Source organism: Brevundimonas sp. Br13 (assembly GCF_055391505.1).
The window spans coordinates 473,139-488,704 of the sequence record NZ_AP044008.1 but is presented as its reverse complement, the minus strand read 5'-3'; the positions used below and the strand labels follow the sequence as shown (position 1 = coordinate 488,704).

Here is a 15,566-nt window from a genome sequence, read left to right as displayed (position 1 = left end):
GTCAGCCGATCGTCGCGATCGTCGTGATCGTCGCGCGTACGGAATGGGCCATTTCGCAATGGTCGTGGGCCTGGTGGTGCAAGGCGTCCAACTCGTCCTGCGTCGGCACGCGACCCGTGAAACTGGTGCATGGGTTCAAGGTCACTTCGGCGATATAGCCGCGCCCTTGGTCGTTCTTGCCCATCTTGCCGAAAGCCTCGTCGACATAGGTGTCGACCACCAGGCCGGCGTTGGCGGCGAAGGCCAGGAACCACAGCATGTGGCAGCTGGACAGGGAGGCGATCATCGCCTCTTCGGGATCGACGGCGGAAGGATCGGACATCGGCAGGGGCACGCTGGCCGGCGCCGAGGACCCCGGCACGACCGCCCCGCCGTCAAAGGTCCAGGAATGGGCGCGGCTGTAACGCTTGTCCAGGAAGGGCTGATCGCCGCGGCTCCAGGCGACCTTCGCCTCGTACTTGCCCATCACGTCCTCCAGAAGCCGACCATCTTCTTGACCTCTTCCACCACCGGATCGGCGATTTCGGCGGCGCGCTCGGCCCCGGCCTTCAGCACCCGGTCGATCTCTACGGGATCGTCCATCAGCCGGCGCATCTCGGCCGTGACCGGCGCCAGGGCCGAGACGGCGAGATCCGCAAGAGCCGGCTTGAAGGCGCCGAAACCCTGGCCGCCGAACTGTTCGATCACCTGTTCGCGCGTCAGCCCGGCCAGGGCGGCGTAGATGGCCACCAGATTCTTGGCCTCCGGTCGGTCGTTCAGCCCGTCCAGGGTTTCCGGCAAGGGCTCGGGATCGGTCTTGGCCTTGCGGATCTTGGACGCGATCGTGTCGGCGTCGTCGGTCAGATTGATCCGGCTGTTGTCGGACGGGTCCGACTTGGACATCTTGGCCGCCCCGTCGCGCAGGGACATGACGCGCGTCGCCGGCCCCTGGATCACCGGTTCGGGCAGGGGGAAGAAGCCGGGCGCGCCGAAGTCGTTGTTGAACTTGGCGGCGATGTCGCGGGTCAGCTCCAGATGCTGTTTCTGGTCCTCCCCGACCGGCACTTCCGTCGCCTTGTACAGCAGGATGTCGGCGGCCTGGAGCACCGGATAGGTATAGAGGCCGACCGAGGCCCGCTCCTTGTGCTTGCCGGACTTCTCCTTGAACTGCGTCATCCGGTCCAGCCAGCCCAGGCGGGCGACGCAGTTGAAGATCCAGGCCAGTTCGGCATGGGCGCGCACGGCCGATTGCGGGAAGATGATCGACCGGGCCGGATCCAGACCCGAGGCCAGATAGGCGGCGGCGATCTCGCGCGTCTGGGCCGCCAGCTTCTCGGGCTCCTGCCAGACGGTGATGGCGTGCAGGTCGGCGACGAAGACGAAGACCGGCGCGCCCTGGTCCTGCAGTTCGACGAACCGCTTCAGGGCGCCCAGATAGTTGCCCAGGTGCAGGGCGCCGGAGGCCTGGATGCCGGACAGGATGCGGCGCGGGCCGGTGTAGAGGGCCGGAGGGGTTTGATCGGTCATGGGGTCGGGTCTCGGAAAGTCGGAATCAGGTGTGACGAAGGGGGCGGCGGTTCAGCCGCGCCATCGCCAGGTGGAGATCAGGCCCGAAAGGATCATGGCTCGCGCTTATCGTCTCGGCGGAGTTCAGTCCAGACCGGAGACGGCCGAACCGCCGGGCTCGCGGCGCAGGGTGGCCTTCAGCTCCGCCACGGTGACGGCGCGGAAGGCCAGAAGACAGACGCCATAGACGCCCGCGCCCAGGCCGCAGACCACGAGCACGGCGATCTCCTTGGCCAGAAGCAACCGGCTGAGCAGTCCGTAGTTGATCCCCGCCAGCAGCAGCAGGCCGGCCATGAACGCGCTGGCGGCCAGGACGCGGGAGAGTCTGGAAACGAAGGCCGGCGACGGCCGCCAGCTGTTCTCGCGAACCAGAACCCCGGCCAACAGGCCGACATTGATCCAGGCCGAGACGCTGGTGGCGATCGCCAGGCCCAGCACCCCGTCCCAGCCCTGGGCGCTGAACCAGAAGAACAGGCCCGAGCCCAGGATGACGGTGATGACCACGCTGACGACCGCGAAGATCATCGGCCGGCGCGTGTCCTGGCGCGCGAAGAAGGGCGGGGTCAGAACCTTGGCCAGGACGAAGGCCGGCACGCCCCAGGCGAATTGGCGCAGCACATCGGCGGTTCGGGCGGCGTCGGCGCTGGTGAAGGCGCCGCGCGTCACCGTGGCGTCGATGATGAAGAAGGGGATGACGAACAGGGCCACGGCGGCCGGCAGGGTGAAGGCCATGGCCAGGTTGATCCCGTCATCCAGCGTCTTCTGCCCGCCCACGTGATCCCCGGAGACGAAGGCCTTGGTCAGGCGCGGCACCAAAGCGAGGCCGATGGCGACCCCGACCAGACCTAGGGGAAGCTGGTACAGCCGGTCGGCGTTATAGAGCACCGACCGCGCGCCTTCGTCCGATCCGGTCAGGAACTGCGACACCAGGGAGTTGATCTGCAGGGCGCCTCCCGCCAGGGCGCCGGGCACGGCCAGAGCCAGGGTGTGGCGGACATTGGGCGTGATCCGGGGCAGGCCGATCCTGAGTCGCACGCCCAGCCGCCGCACGCCCCACCACAAGAGGCCCGCCTGAATGACGCCTGACACCGTCACCGCAGCCGTCACCATCAGCAGCACGGTCTCCTGCGGGATCGGCAGGAACATCGGCGGCAGCAGGGCGGCCAGGGTGCACAGGTTCAGAAACACCGGTACGGCGGCCGACAGCGCAAACCGTCCGCCGGTGTTCAACACCCCTGACAGCAGCGAGGCCGCGGTCATACAGGCCAGATAGGGCATGGCCAGCTGGGTCGCGATCACAGCGGCGCGCAGCACCTCGGGTCGACCCTGATAGGCCGACAGCAGCCAGGGCATGATCCAGGGCATCACCACCTGAAGCAGGATGCAGAAGCCGGCGACCACCGCCAGCATGAAGCTGAGCGCCTCGGATGCGGTGACGGCGGCGGCCTCTTCGCCCTCGCGCGCCCGGACCCCGCCGTAGACGGGGACAAAGGCCTGGGCGAAGGCGCCCTCGGCGAACAGGCGGCGGAACATGTTGGGCAGCATCAAGGCCGTGGTGAAGGCGTCCATCATCGGCCCCTGGCCGAAGCGCGCCGCCAGCGCCATGTCGCGGACAAATCCCAGAATTCGACTGCCCAGGGTCAGGCTGGACTGAACCAGGGTGTTGCGGGCGAGGCTCATGCGGACCGGGGGAGGAAGGCTGGAGAAAGGCGAGGCTTAGCGCGCTTCCGTCGGCGGCGATACGGATTTGGCGCGGGTCCGCCGCCCCAGTTCGGAGACGTCGCGCGCGCTGGCGCGGGCCGAGGCGACCTTGCGGCCCTCCGGCGCCGGGGCGCGGCTGTCCAGTACCGCTTCCAGGGCCGCGCGCAGTTCGGCGACCCGCTGTTCCGAGGTGATCTTCCGACCCTTGCGATCGACCACATAGAAGCTGTCCACCGCCCGCTCGCCATAGGAGGCGACATGGGCCGAGCGGATGTTCAGCCCTTCGTCGCTGAAGACCCGCGACAGGGCCGCAAGCAGGCCGGGCCGGTCGGCGCCCGAGACCTCGACCACGGTGGCGGTCTCGCTGGCGTGGTGATCGACCATGACCACGGGCCGGACCTCGAAGGCGGCCTTTCTGGCGTTGCCGGCGGGGGCGGGCGCCTTGCCGATGCGGCCCTCGCCGCGCGCGGCCTTCTCCAGCGCCTCGATCAGGGCGTTCAGCCGGCGCGGCTCGGCCTGGCCGTAGGGCAGGCCCGCCCCGTCCTGAACCCGAAAGACGTCCAGCACCACTCCCTCGTCCGTGGTCGCCACCCGGGCGTCCGTGACGTCGGCGCCCAGGGCGGCCATGGTCTGGGCCAGGTCGGCGAACAGGCCGGGCCGGTCCAGGGCGGCGATGGAGATTTCCGTGGCCTGGACCGGCAGGCCCTCCACCGGCGTCAGGGGGGCGGCCCGGGCGGCGGCGCCGGTCTGGCGCGCCCGCTCCACCAGGGCCGGATGGGCCGCCAGCGGGTCCGCTCGCGCCACGTCTTCGCCCCGGAACAGGGCGGCGACCTGGTCATAGAGGGTCCGCATCAGCTGGCCCTTCCAGCCGTTCCAGACCCCCGGCCCAACGGCGCGGATGTCGGCCACGGTCAGGACCAGCAGCATCCGCAGCCGCTCCGGATCGCCCACCAGTTCGGCGAAGGCGCGGATGGTGCCCGGATCGGACAGGTCGCGCTTCTGGGCGTAGTCGGACAGGGCCAGGTGGCTGCGCACCAGCCAGACCACCAGTTCGATGCGGCGCGGATCGACGCCCAGTCGCTCGCAGGCCCGGCGCGCGGCGATGGCCCCGTCCTCCAGCTGGCCGCGCTCGCCCCCCTTGCCGACGTCGTGCAGCAGCATGCCCAGCATCAGGGCTTCCATGTCCGAGATCAGGTGCACGATCTCGCTGGCCATCGGGTGGTCGGCCTTCAGCTTGCCCCGGGCGATGTCGTTGATGACGCCGATGGCCTGGAGGGTGTGCTCGTCCACCGTATAGGCGTGGTACATGTTGAACTGGGTCTGGCCGACGATCCGCCCCCATTCCGGCAGGAACCGCCCCAGCAGCCCCGTCTCGTTCATGATGGTCAGGGTGCGATAGGGCCTCTGACCATGCGCCAGAACGTCGAGGAAGGCCCGCGACGCCGCGGGATCGCGTCGCAGACGGGGCGTCACCAGCGACAGGGAACGGGTCACGGCGGAGAAGGCGTCGGGGTGCAGGTCCAGATCGTGCCGGTCGGCGCAGACGAACAGGGTCAACAGCTTGACCGGATCGCGTTCGAACACCGAGGCGTCCTCGACCGACAGCCGCCCCTGGTCGATCCAGAAGCCCTCGATGTCCAGCTTTCGGCGACTGGGTCGAAAGGCGATCAGGCGCGACAGACCTTGGGCCGTCTTCTGGTGCCGCGCCTCCAGTTTGGCCGACATGGCCCGCGTCAGGGCGCCGACGTCACGAGCGTAGAGGAAATAGCGCCGCATGAACCGCTCGACCGCCGGCTCGTCGCCCCGACCCTGCCAGCCCATGCGCCGGGCGACCTCGGGCTGCATGTCGAAGGTCAGCTTCTCCTCCGCCCGCCCGGCGACCAGATGCAGATGGATCCGCACCCGCCACAGGAAGTCGAAGGCGTCGTCGGACGTCCGGCGTTCGCGCGGGGTGAACAGTTCGTCCATCACCGCCGCGCCCAGTCGGCTGTCCGGCGCCAGGGATCGGGCGATCCAGTACAGGGTGTTGAGGTCGCGCAAGCCTCCCTTGCCGTCCTTGACGTTCGGCTCGACCTTGTAACGGGTCACGCCGGCCTTCTGGTGCCGGGCGGCGCGTTCCTCCAGCTTGGCGGCGATGAAGGGACGGGGGTCGGCCTTGGCCACCATGTCGCGGAACCGGCCGATCATCAGCTCGGACAGGCGCGCGTCCCCCGCCAGATGGCGCGCCTCCAAGAGGGTGGTCCGCACCGTCATGTCCGTGCGCGACAGGCTCAGGCACTCCTCCACCGATCGCACGGAAGGCCCGACCTTGATGCCCAGATCCCACAGAACATAAAGGACGAATTCGATCACCGTGCCCCCGCGCGGCGTCGCCTTGGCGGGCCGCAGGAACAACAGGTCCAGGTCGGAATAGGGCGCCAGCACGCCCCGGCCGTAACCGCCCACGGCCACCAGGGACAGACGCTCGCTCTCGACCGGGGAAACCGGGAACAGGACCTCGGTCGCCACGCGCCACAGGGCCGACAGCATGTCGTCGGCGGCCCTGGCGTAGAGGCGGGCGACTTCCCGCCCCTTCATTCCGCCGTCCAGCTTGCGCTCGGCGCGAGCGCGGGCGACGTCATAGGCTTCGCGCAGAACGACAGAGACCGCCGCGCGCGGGTCTTTCGCGCGGGCGGCCTCGTCAAGGCGGTCATCCAGACTGGGCGGAACGAGGGTCATGTCCGGCCCATATAGGCGCCGAACCCCTATGCGTCAGTGAAGGATTATTCGGGGCGAACGCGCTTCTTGCGGAACGACGGGTTCAGCACCTGTTTGCGCAGACGGATGGACTTCGGCGTCACCTCGACCAGCTCGTCGTCGTCGATATAGGCGATGGCCTGTTCCAGCGACATCTGGCGCGCAGGGGTCAGGCGCACGGCCTCGTCCTTGCCGGCGGCGCGGACGTTGGTCAGCTGCTTGCCCTTGATCGGGTTGACGTCCAGGTCGTCCCAGCGCGCGTTTTCGCCGATGATCATGCCCTGGTAGGTCTTTTCGCCGGCGCCGACGAACATGACGCCGCGATCTTCCAGGTTCCACAGGGCGAAGGCGGCGGTTTCGCCGTCGGAGTTCGAGATCAGCACGCCCTTCAGACGGCCGGCGATGGCGCCCTTGTGCGGCTCATAGTGGCTGAACACCCGGTTCAGCACGCCCGAACCGCGCGTATCGGTCAGGAATTCGCCCTGATAGCCGATCAGGGAGCGCGACGGGCACTTCAGCTGGATACGGGTCTTGCCGGCGCCCGACGGGCCCATGTCGGTCATTTCGGCCTTACGGGCCGACAGCTTCTCGATGACGATGCCCGAGAACTCGTCGTCGACGTCGATCATGACGTCCTCGATCGGCTCCATCTTCTCGCCGTTCGGACCTTCCTGGAAGACCACGCGCGGACGCGAGATCGACAGTTCGAAACCCTCGCGGCGCATGTTCTCGATCAGAACGCCCAGCTGCAGTTCGCCGCGGCCGGCCACCTCATAGGCGTCGCCGCCTTCGGTGGTGGTGACGCGGATGGCGACATTGGCCTCGGCCTCCTTCAGCAGGCGGTCGCGGATGACGCGCGACTGGACCTTGTCGCCCTCGCGACCGGCCAGGGGGCTGTCGTTGACCGAGACGGTCATGGAGATGGTCGGCGGGTCGATCGGCTGGGCGGGAAGGGCTTCGGTCACCTCCATGGCGCACAGGGTGTCGGCCACGGTCGCCTTGGACATGCCCGCGATGGCGACGATGTCGCCGGCCTCGGAGCCCTCGTCCAGCGGCTGGCGCTTCAGACCGCGGAAGGCCAGGACCTTGGTGATGCGGCCGCGCTCGATCTCCTTGCCGTCGCGGTCCAGAGCCTTGATGGCCATGCCGGGCACGGCCTTGCCGCTCTCGATCCGGCCCGTCAGCAGACGGCCCAGGAAGGGGTCGGATTCGATCAGGACGTTCAGAATTTGGAACGGCTTGTCGACGTTCTGCTGCTGCTTGGGCGGCGGGACGTGACGGACGATCAGGTCGAACAGGGGCGCTAGGTTGTCGTTCGGCTGGTTCAGGTCCAGCGTCGCCCAGCCGTTGCGGCCCGAGGCGTAGATGTGGGGGAAGTCCAGCTGTTCGTCGGTCGCGCCGATGGCGGCGAACAGGTCGAAGGTCTCGTTGTGGACCCGGTCCGGATCGGCATGGGCGCGGTCGACCTTGTTGATGCACAGGATGGGGCGCAGGCCCATCTTCAGGGCCTTGGTCAGGACGAACTTGGTCTGGGGCATGACGCCTTCCTCGGCGTCGACCAGCAGGACGCAGCCGTCCACCATGCCCAGGATCCGCTCCACCTCGCCGCCGAAGTCGGCGTGGCCGGGGGTGTCGATGATGTTGATCCGGGTTTCGCCGGCCTCGCCGTTCCAGAGCACCGAGGTGCACTTGGCCAGGATGGTGATGCCGCGTTCCTTTTCCTGGTCGTTCGAGTCCATGGCGCGCTCGGTCGTCGCCTCATTGGCTCGGAAGACGCCGGACTGGGCCAGAAGTTGGTCCACCAGGGTCGTCTTGCCGTGGTCGACGTGGGCGATGATGGCGACGTTGCGCAGGTTCATTTGATAATCGCGAAAAGGCGCGGCCGAGATGCGGGCGGCCGCTGGTCATGAAAAGGCGTGCAGGGAGCGCGCGCCTCTTACAGCCATGTGGACGGAAAGACCAGAGCGGGCGTTTCGCCGCCTGCCGCCGCCTTACCGATATTTCATTCCCGACGCCGCATCCGCGCGGTCGAGCCCACTCCTCTACCCCTCGACGGCGTGACCGTTTGGACAAGGGAGACGATGATGACGGGCTTAATGGGATTGATGCTGGCGGCGGCCGTTCTGGCGCCCGGCGGCGCGCCGGACATGCGCGTGGACGCCAAGGGGCTGAGCATGGGCCGGACGGGGGACGCAGCGGTTCTGGCCGATCGAATTCAGACGGCCAGCCGAGACTGGTGCGCCCAGCATCGGGCGGTTCTGACGCCTAGCGACCTGGGGCTGCCGCAGGTGTGCGAGCGGGAAATGCGGCGCCGCGCCTATTATCAGCTGCCTGCTTCCGAACGCCGCCTGTTCGTCAAGGCCGGCGGGCGTCGTCTGCTGAACCAGTTTTAGAGACGACGGACCATATAGCGGGCGTCTGGGCCGTAGCTGGCCAGTTTGGCCGCCATGCCCGGCGCCGTCTGCTCGACGAAGCCGTGGCGGGACCAGAAGGCGACGGCGTCGTTGACGGCGACCAGGGCGACGGCGGGCCATCCGTCCTCGGTCGCCTGTTCCGCCAGACGCTCGATCACGGCGCGGGTCAACCCGCCGCCCCGCGTCTTGGGGTGCAGGGCCAAGTCGTGCAGATAGAGGACGGCCGGGTCCGTCGGCAGGCCTTCGATCACTGTGTTCAGCGGCGGCGCCCCGTCGGCCCGCCAGGGATAGGCGATCAGATACCCCTGCGCGGGGGCGTCCCCGTCCGTCAGTACGAAACAGCCGCGCGGATAAAGGGCCAGCCGGTTCTCGAAACAGGCCCGCGCCTCGAAATGATCGGGGAAGGACAGACGGGCGATCTCGACCACGGCGTCGATGTCGCTCGGCCGCATCGGACGCCAGACTAGCTGGGGCAGCGCGCGTTCAGCTCCGCCTTGTGGAAACGCCATCGAATAATCCTCTCCTGGCCGTCCAGCACGCCTTCGATCCGGGCGTTCAGGACATCGCCGTCGCGTTCATAGACGACCCGTTTTGGAAAGTCGTCGTCGGCCGCCTGTTCGAACACCACCCGGCTCGGTCCGGAGGCGACCACCGGAAAGACGGCGGCAGGCTGGCCCTCCGGCTGGGCGAAATAGGCCAGGGCCGCGGCCGGGTTCGGATCGACCGGGGCGATGCGCGACAGCTCCCACCCGGCCCGTCCGCCGCGGACGGTCAGCGAGGTCCCCAGCATCAGGTTCAGGCGTGGATCGGTCCAGGTCTCGGACACTTCGCGGCCCGGTTCGCAGGACAGCCAGTAGCCGGCCATCCAGCCCAGATCGGGACGCAGATCCGGCGCGGTCTGAAGGGCGGCGGCGAGAAGCAGCGGGGTCAGCATGGTGGGTTTCCCTCTCCGGTCGATGTCGACAGGCTAGGCGGCGTGCGGGCTCGACGGCTTGTAGGTTTGCGACGCTATGGCTCGGGCCAGGGCGTGCTGCTCCCGGGCCCATTCCGTGGCGGTGCAGCCCAGGAAGCGCCGGAAATCGCGGGCCATCTGCGGTTGGTCGAAATAGCCGGCCTGTAGCCCCGCCTCGAGCCAGCTCTGAGCCTCGCCGTCCGGCTGTGCGGCGTGGTCGAACACCCGGCGAAAGCGGAAAATCGAACGCAGCAGGCGGGGCGAGACACCGACCCGGTCGGCGAAGCGCCGCTGAAGCGCCCGTTGCGCCCCCGACGACCGAGGCGGCGCGGGCCGCTCGGCGGCCGCCTCATCGATCTCTGGGCGAACGATCGGGTCGATCGTCCAGTCCCCGTGCTGCTTCTGGCGGGTCAGCCAGGCGACGAAGGCCTCCGCCTGGCCCGTCGGATCGCCCGGCGGCGGATCGAACCCGATGAGGCGTTCGACCATGTCCAGCCGTCTGTCGGTCGCCTCGACCAGCGGTCGACCCAGAAAGTCACGCGCCCCGTCCGGTTCGAACCGGACGGACACCAGTTCGATGGGACCGGTCGGCTTCATGGCCAGGGGACAGGTCATCTGTCCGGCGAACAGGGCCGGGGGCTGCAGGTGGAAAGCACCGTCCTCGCCCTGTTCGGCGTAGGGGGCGCCGAGGTCGAACACCAGTTCGGGGCAGCCGTCAGGCGCGATGCGCTGGACGGTTGGACTGGGATCGGGGGCGGCGTAGGTCCAGATCACGCGGACGAAGGGCCGCAGGGCCGCTGGCGGCGCGAACTCCTGATACCGCTCCTCCCCCGAGGTCACCTCAGTTGACCTTGGAGGGGTCCGGCGGCGGGGCGGGCAGGGGGGCGACCGGGACGCCGTCCTCCTTCAGCTTCTTCACCTCGGCGGGCGTGGCCTCGCCGTAGATCTCGCGCTTTTCGGACCGGCCTTCATGGATGTCGCGGGCCTCGCGGGCGAAGGCGTCGCCGACATAGTCGAAGTTCGCCTCGACATGGGCGCGCACCTCGCGCGCGGCCTCCATCATCATGGTCTGCATCCGGGCGGCGATCTCGGGGGCCGCGTCCGACTTGCGCGTGCCGCTGACCGCCGGGGCCATGATCGCCTTCTGCACCGAACGCGAGCCGCAGAAGGGGCATTCGACCAGACCGCGCGCGGCCTGGTCGTCATAGTCGGCGGACGAGCCGAACCAGGCTTCGAAACCGTGGGCCTGATCGCAGTTGAGAGCGTATCGGATCATGGGTGGTCAGGGGCTGAATCAGCGGGCGGGCAGAAAGTCGCGATCGTGGGTCAGGGCCGGCACGGCGGTCCGGGCCTTGGCCGCCGCCTCCATGTCCAGCTTGGCCGTGAGAACGCAAGGGTCGTCGTGATCCGCCTTGGCCAGAATCTCGCCCCAGGGGCCCACGACCGTCGAGCGGCCCCAGGTGCGGCGACCGTCCTCATGCAGGCCGCCCTGGGCCGGGGCCAGGACGAAGGCGCCGGTTTCGATGGCCCGGGCCCGCAGCAGCACCTCCCAATGGGCTTCTCCGGTCGGAACCGTAAAGGCGGCGGGCACGGCGATCATCGAGGCCCCGGCCTTGGCCAGCTGGCGGTGCAGGTGGGGGAAGCGGATGTCGTAGCAGATGGTCAGACCCAGCCGGCCCCAGGGCGTGTCGGCGACCGCCGCCCCGTCGCCGGGCCGCACTGTGGCGCTTTCGCAATATTTTTCGCCATTGGGCAGTTCGACGTCGAAGACGTGCAGCTTGTCGTACCGGGCCGTGATCGCGCCCGCCGGATCGACCAGCAGCGACCGGTTGGCCGCTCGCCCATCGCCCGTTTGGCCGGACCGAACGAGGGCCGAGCCGATCAGAAGCCAGATCCCCAGTTCCGCCGCCAGACGGCGCAGACCCAGGACGGCGACGTCGGCCTCTTCATCCTTGATCGCGGCGTCGCGTCGGTCGCGGCGCTGTTCCAGGACATTGGTCCCTTCCGGCGTCAGGACGAATTTCGCCCCGCCCGCCGCCGCCTCGCGGATCAGGGGCTCGACATGGGCCAGGGCCGCCTCGGCCGTCGCCGGCGTGCGGGTCTGGATCAGGGCGATGTCGAGCCCGCCGCTCATCGCATCAGGCCGTCAGAAGCGGGTCGAGCTTGCCGTCGCGGTCCAGGGCGTGGATGTCGTCCGAGCCGCCGACGTGCTGACCGTCGATGAAGATCTGGGGGAAGGTCATGCGCCCGCCCGACTTCTCGACCATCTCGGCCTTCTTGTCGGGGTCGTTGGAGGCGACGATCTCATGATAATCGACTCCCTTCTTCTTCAGAAGCGCCATGGCGCTGTAGCAATAGGGGCAGCCGGGCTTGGTGTAGATGACGACGTCGGCCAAATCAGAACTCCAGATTAAGCATGTCCCTCAAGCAGCGAGCCGCGCGGGGAGCGATAGGGACTACATAGTCAGTTCACGGGCGTTTCGCACCCGCGCGATCACGGCCAGATCCACGGCCCGCGCCCCGGCGTCGAGCAGGGCGCGCGTGCAGGCCTCGCCGGTCGCGCCCGTGGTCAACACATCGTCGATCAGAAGGATGCGGCGCCCCTTCAGGCGGCGTCGCCCGGCCTCGGTCACGGCGAAGGCCTTTTTCACATTCAGCCGTCGGCCGCGGCGGCTCTTGCCGCCCTGGCTCGCCGTATGGCTGGCCCGGATCAGGGCGTCGGGCAGATAGTCCAGCCCCGCCCTTCGGGCCAGGGGGCGGGCGATCTCGGCGGCCTGGTTGAACCGGCGCGACAGCAGTCGCAACGGGTGCAGGGGCACGGGGACCACGGCGTCGGCCTCAGCGACCAGTTCAGCGCCCGCTCGGCTGATCCAGCGCGCGAACAGGGCGGCGAACTGCTGCTGGTCCCCGTGTTTGAAGCGCAGGATCAGGCTTCGGGACGCCTCGTCATAGACGCAGGCGGCGCGGGCGCGGGCGAAGACATAGGGTTGGGCGATGCAGGCTGCGCAGCGGGTTTCGGCGAAAGGGCCGCCGTCGAATTCGAAGGCCGCGCCGCAGCCGTCGCACACCGGCGCCTCCAAGAACCGTATGCGGCTCCAGGCGTCGGGCGTCAGGCCGGCAGCGGCCGTGGCCTCGGGGCTGTCATGCGCCAGGGGCGGCAGGACCAGATCGGCCAGTCCCCGCGCGAAGTCCAGGCCGGCCCGCCGCAAATGACGCGCCGCCCCTTCCCAGGCGCGCCCCAAACCCCCATCCTGAAGGTCCATGAGCCTTTCCCCCTCCTCCGGCCCCGACGCCGTGCCGCCGACGACCGCCCCCCCGCGCATCTTTGACGCCGGGCGTCGAGAGGCGCGACTGGCGCGGTCCGAAAGGCGGCTGACGCAGGCCGATTTTCTTCACGTCCGCGCGGCCGAAAACGCGGTCGGCAGTCTCGAGGCCATATTGCGCGACTTTCCCGTCGCGGTCGATCTGTCCGCCCATCCGGGCCCCTTCGCCCGGGCCCTCGCGTCCAGCGAAGCGGCGGATCGGGTGGGGCGGATCGTCGCTCCGACCTCGCGGGCCGAGCGGGCCGCGCCCGGTCGCGACGCCCTGCCGCTGGAAGACGGGACGACGGATCTGATCGTCTCCCTGCTCAATCTCCACTGGGCCAACGACCTGCCCGGCGCATTGGCCCAGATCCGGCGCGCCTTGAAACCGGACGGGCTGTTTCTGGGCGCCTTGTTCGGGGCGGGCGCCCTGAAGGAGCTTCGGGCCGTCCTGACCGAGGCCGAGCTGGCCGAACGCGGCGGGGCCCAGGCGCGTGTTTCGCCCTTCGCCGACGGTTATGACGGGGCCGCCCTTCTCCAACGCGCCGGCTTCGCCCTGCCGGTCTCGGACGTGGACCGTTTCGTGGTGCGCTATCCGGACATGTTCGCCCTGGTCCGCGATCTCCGCGCCATGGGCGAGACCAATGTGCTGCACGGGCCGATCCGCCCCCTGAATCGCGCAATCATCAGCCGTGCGGCGCATCTTTACGCCGAACGCTACGGCGACGCGGACGGGCGGATCTCCGCCACCTTCGAAATCATTCACCTGGCCGGTTGGAAGCCGCACGAGAGCCAGCAGAAGCCGCTGCCGCGCGGCTCGGCCAAGGTCCGGCTGGCCGACGCCTTGGGGGTCAAGGAGTTGACGGGGGAGGAGGGCGATCCGGCTTGATCGCGCTGCGGGAACGCGTCAGCGTCCCAGGGCGTCCGCGATCTTCTGCATGACGTCTTTGTAGAGGGCGCCGTTGGCCCCCCCCAGGGCGTTCAAACCGCCCAGGATGGCGACGAAGATCAAGCCGCAGATCAGACCGTATTCAATGGCGGTCGCGCCGCGCTCGTCGCTCAGGAATCGGGCGATGAATCCGTTCATGTCCCGCTCCATGGACGGCGGTGGTCACAACAGGTCGCGCAGCCAGGCGACCAGGGGTTCGTCCGCCGGAGGCATGGGATAGTCCGAAAGCCGGTCCGGTCTGACCCAGGCCAGGGCGGCGTGTTCGCGCGCGGCGACCACGCCGTCCCACCGGCGACACAGATACAATGGCATCAACAGGTGAAAGGAATCATAAGCGTGGCTGGCGAAGACGAAGGGCGCCAGGCAGGATTCGCTGACCTCTATGCCCAATTCCTCGCGCAGTTCGCGGATCAGGGCCGCTTCGGGCCGTTCGCCGGGCTCGACCTTGCCGCCGGGAAACTCCCACAGGCCAGCCAGCGTCTTCCCCTCGGGTCGTTTGGCGATAAGCACCCGTCCGTCGACGTCGATCAGGGCGACGGCGACGACGAGGACGGTGGGGAGCGGCGACTCGGTCACGACCGATAATCGCCGTTGATCTCGATATAGCCCTTGGTCAGATCGCAGGTCCAGACCGTCGCCGAGGCCCGGCCCGCGCCGACGTCGACCGTGATGTCGATCTCGGGATTTTTCATATAGGCGGTCATCTTGGCCTCGTCGTAGGTCGGGGACGGGGCGCCGTCGACGGCGGCCTGGTGCGGGCCGAATCTGATCGCCAGACGGTCGCGATCGACCGGCTCCTCGGTCTTGCCCACGGCCATGACCACCCGGCCCCAGTTGGCGTCCTGGCCGGCGATGGCGGTCTTGACCAGGGGGCTGTCGGCGATCGACTTGGCCAGTTTTCTGGCTGAGGCCGGGCTGGCGGCGCCGTCCACCGTCACCTTGACGAACTTGGTCGCGCCCTCGCCGTCGCGCACCAGCTGGTGCGCCAGATCCAGCATCACCTTGTCCAGGGCGGCCGAGAAGCTTTTCAGACGTCGGTCGCCGACCCGCCCGATCCGCGGCGCGCCGGAGGTTCCGGTGGCGAACAGCAGGGCCGTGTCATTGGTCGAGGTGTCGCCGTCCACCGTCACCGAGTTGAAGGTGGTGCGGACGTGCAGGCCCAGCAGGGCCTTCAGCACGTTCGGATGGATGTCGGCGTCGGTGACGATGAAGGCCAGCATGGTCGCCATGTCCGGGGCGATCATGCCCGACCCCTTGGCGATCCCGGCGATCCGGACCTTATACCCCTCGATCTCGGCCTCGGCGTAGGAGCCCTTGGGGAAGGTGTCGGTGGTCATGATCCCCCGCCCCGCCTTGGCCCACTGTTCGGACGGATGGATGTCGGCGTCCAGACCGGCCTCGATGTCCGGCAGTTTGGCGATGATCTTCTTTTCGTCCAGCACCACGCCGATCACGCCCGTCGAGGCCATCATGACGTCCCGCTGGCGGCATCCGAACCGTTTGGCCACCTCAGAGGCCGCCCGCCGCGCGGCGTCGGCGCCGGCCTTGCCGGTGAAGGCGTTGGCGCAGCCGGCATTGATCACCAGGGCGCGCACGTCCTTGCCGCCCTCGGCGCCGCCCAGATGCTTCTTGCACCAGTCGACCGGCGCCGAGCCGATCTTGTGGCGGGTGAAGACCCCGGCGCAGCTGGTGCCGCGCGCGAACCGGAAAACGACCAGGTCGTCGCGTTCATGCTTGTAGAAGCCGGCGCGGGCCGTGGCGATCTCAACCCCGCCGATAGGGGGAATGGTCGGGAAGGGCACGGCCAGGGGCGAGACGGCCAGGCCGGGCTTTCCGGCGGCTGGGGCGGCGGGCGCGGCGGCGGCCTCGGCCGGGCGGGTGGCGCGCTTCAGGGCTGCAGCGAAGGGGTCCAGCGCCTTTTCGAACGCCTGTTCGATCTTCTGGCCGGTCGTGGGGGTCTTGGTCAT

General features: G+C 68.8%; 17 protein-coding genes. 2 read left to right on the top strand and 15 right to left on the bottom strand.

Annotation, left to right across the window (positions count from 1 at the left end; all coding sequences use genetic code 11):
* Nucleotide 1: 1 nt before the first annotated feature.
* The 5 genes from ACZ5M6_RS02395 to typA all read right to left on the bottom strand — a co-directional run bounded on the left by ACZ5M6_RS02395 (nucleotide 2) and on the right by typA (nucleotide 7,841).
* Nucleotides 2-466 (bottom strand): OsmC family protein, encoded by a 465-nt coding sequence (locus ACZ5M6_RS02395; protein ID WP_201463414.1) that lies wholly within the window; start codon nucleotides 464-466, stop codon nucleotides 2-4.
* Nucleotides 466-1,506 (bottom strand): tryptophan--tRNA ligase, encoded by a 1,041-nt coding sequence (gene trpS, locus ACZ5M6_RS02390; protein ID WP_409612913.1) that lies wholly within the window; start codon nucleotides 1,504-1,506, stop codon nucleotides 466-468. Before trpS ends, ACZ5M6_RS02395 begins: the two co-directional genes overlap by 1 nt.
* Nucleotides 1,507-1,629: 123 nt before the next feature.
* Complete coding sequence (murJ, locus tag ACZ5M6_RS02385; RefSeq protein ID WP_464159533.1) at nucleotides 1,630-3,225, bottom strand: murein biosynthesis integral membrane protein MurJ; 1,596 nt, start codon at nucleotides 3,223-3,225, stop codon at nucleotides 1,630-1,632.
* 36 nt (nucleotides 3,226-3,261) lie between these two features.
* Complete coding sequence (gene glnD, locus ACZ5M6_RS02380) at nucleotides 3,262-5,964, bottom strand: [protein-PII] uridylyltransferase (protein ID WP_409612909.1); 2,703 nt, start codon at nucleotides 5,962-5,964, stop codon at nucleotides 3,262-3,264.
* A gap of 44 nt (nucleotides 5,965-6,008) precedes the next feature.
* The gene (gene typA / locus ACZ5M6_RS02375) at nucleotides 6,009-7,841 is read right to left on the bottom strand and encodes a translational GTPase TypA (protein ID WP_183216545.1); all 1,833 of its coding nucleotides are present in this window, start codon (nucleotides 7,839-7,841) and stop codon (nucleotides 6,009-6,011) included.
* A gap of 222 nt (nucleotides 7,842-8,063) precedes the next feature.
* On the opposite strand from typA, the gene ACZ5M6_RS02370 reads away from it, so the two are divergent.
* Nucleotides 8,064-8,375, top strand: coding sequence for a UrcA family protein (locus ACZ5M6_RS02370; RefSeq protein WP_152949181.1), 312 nt, complete (start codon nucleotides 8,064-8,066; stop codon nucleotides 8,373-8,375).
* Here ACZ5M6_RS02370 and ACZ5M6_RS02365 read toward each other — a convergent pair.
* Genes ACZ5M6_RS02365 through ACZ5M6_RS02335 form a run of 7 tightly spaced genes read right to left on the bottom strand, consistent with a single transcriptional unit; the run spans nucleotide 8,372 to nucleotide 12,611 of the window.
* Nucleotides 8,372-8,905, bottom strand: coding sequence for a GNAT family N-acetyltransferase (locus ACZ5M6_RS02365; protein ID WP_464159531.1), 534 nt, complete (start codon nucleotides 8,903-8,905; stop codon nucleotides 8,372-8,374). The genes ACZ5M6_RS02370 and ACZ5M6_RS02365 overlap by 4 nt on opposite strands.
* Nucleotides 8,860-9,330, bottom strand: a complete 471-nt coding sequence (locus tag ACZ5M6_RS02360) for a DUF6265 family protein (protein ID WP_464159529.1) — start codon at nucleotides 9,328-9,330, stop codon at nucleotides 8,860-8,862. Before ACZ5M6_RS02360 ends, ACZ5M6_RS02365 begins: the two co-directional genes overlap by 46 nt.
* 33 nt (nucleotides 9,331-9,363) lie before the next feature.
* Nucleotides 9,364-10,188, bottom strand: a complete 825-nt coding sequence (locus ACZ5M6_RS02355; protein ID WP_348683205.1) for an AraC family transcriptional regulator — start codon at nucleotides 10,186-10,188, stop codon at nucleotides 9,364-9,366.
* Between the two features lies 1 nt (nucleotide 10,189).
* Nucleotides 10,190-10,624 carry a DUF1178 family protein gene (locus tag ACZ5M6_RS02350; RefSeq protein WP_182713721.1) on the bottom strand — a complete coding sequence of 145 codons (435 nt, stop codon included), beginning with the start codon at nucleotides 10,622-10,624 and terminating at the stop codon, nucleotides 10,190-10,192.
* 18 nt (nucleotides 10,625-10,642) lie between these two features.
* Complete coding sequence (locus ACZ5M6_RS02345) at nucleotides 10,643-11,482, bottom strand: carbon-nitrogen hydrolase family protein (protein ID WP_183216554.1); 840 nt, start codon at nucleotides 11,480-11,482, stop codon at nucleotides 10,643-10,645.
* A gap of 4 nt (nucleotides 11,483-11,486) precedes the next feature.
* Nucleotides 11,487-11,744, bottom strand: a complete 258-nt coding sequence (gene grxC / locus ACZ5M6_RS02340; RefSeq protein ID WP_054764297.1) for a glutaredoxin 3 — start codon at nucleotides 11,742-11,744, stop codon at nucleotides 11,487-11,489.
* 60 nt (nucleotides 11,745-11,804) lie between these two features.
* Nucleotides 11,805-12,611, bottom strand: coding sequence for a ComF family protein (locus tag ACZ5M6_RS02335; protein WP_054764296.1), 807 nt, complete (start codon nucleotides 12,609-12,611; stop codon nucleotides 11,805-11,807).
* Between ACZ5M6_RS02335 and ACZ5M6_RS02330 the strand changes: the two genes are divergently transcribed.
* The gene (locus ACZ5M6_RS02330; protein ID WP_054764295.1) at nucleotides 12,610-13,539 is read left to right on the top strand and encodes a methyltransferase domain-containing protein; all 930 of its coding nucleotides are present in this window, start codon (nucleotides 12,610-12,612) and stop codon (nucleotides 13,537-13,539) included. The two genes, ACZ5M6_RS02335 and ACZ5M6_RS02330, sit on opposite strands and share 2 nt — an antisense overlap.
* Nucleotides 13,540-13,557: 18 nt before the next feature.
* Here the strand turns inward: ACZ5M6_RS02330 and ACZ5M6_RS02325 are convergent, their stop codons facing one another.
* From ACZ5M6_RS02325 to argJ, 3 genes are read right to left on the bottom strand one after another with little or no spacing between them, the layout of a single operon-like run.
* Entirely contained in the window at nucleotides 13,558-13,737 is a 180-nt protein-coding gene (locus ACZ5M6_RS02325; protein ID WP_054764294.1) for a Flp family type IVb pilin, read from the bottom strand.
* A gap of 24 nt (nucleotides 13,738-13,761) precedes the next feature.
* Nucleotides 13,762-14,175, bottom strand: coding sequence for a (deoxy)nucleoside triphosphate pyrophosphohydrolase (locus ACZ5M6_RS02320; RefSeq protein WP_464159527.1), 414 nt, complete (start codon nucleotides 14,173-14,175; stop codon nucleotides 13,762-13,764).
* Complete coding sequence (gene argJ / locus ACZ5M6_RS02315) at nucleotides 14,172-15,566, bottom strand: bifunctional glutamate N-acetyltransferase/amino-acid acetyltransferase ArgJ (protein WP_464159525.1); 1,395 nt, start codon at nucleotides 15,564-15,566, stop codon at nucleotides 14,172-14,174. The genes ACZ5M6_RS02320 and argJ overlap by 4 nt, the downstream gene beginning before the upstream one ends.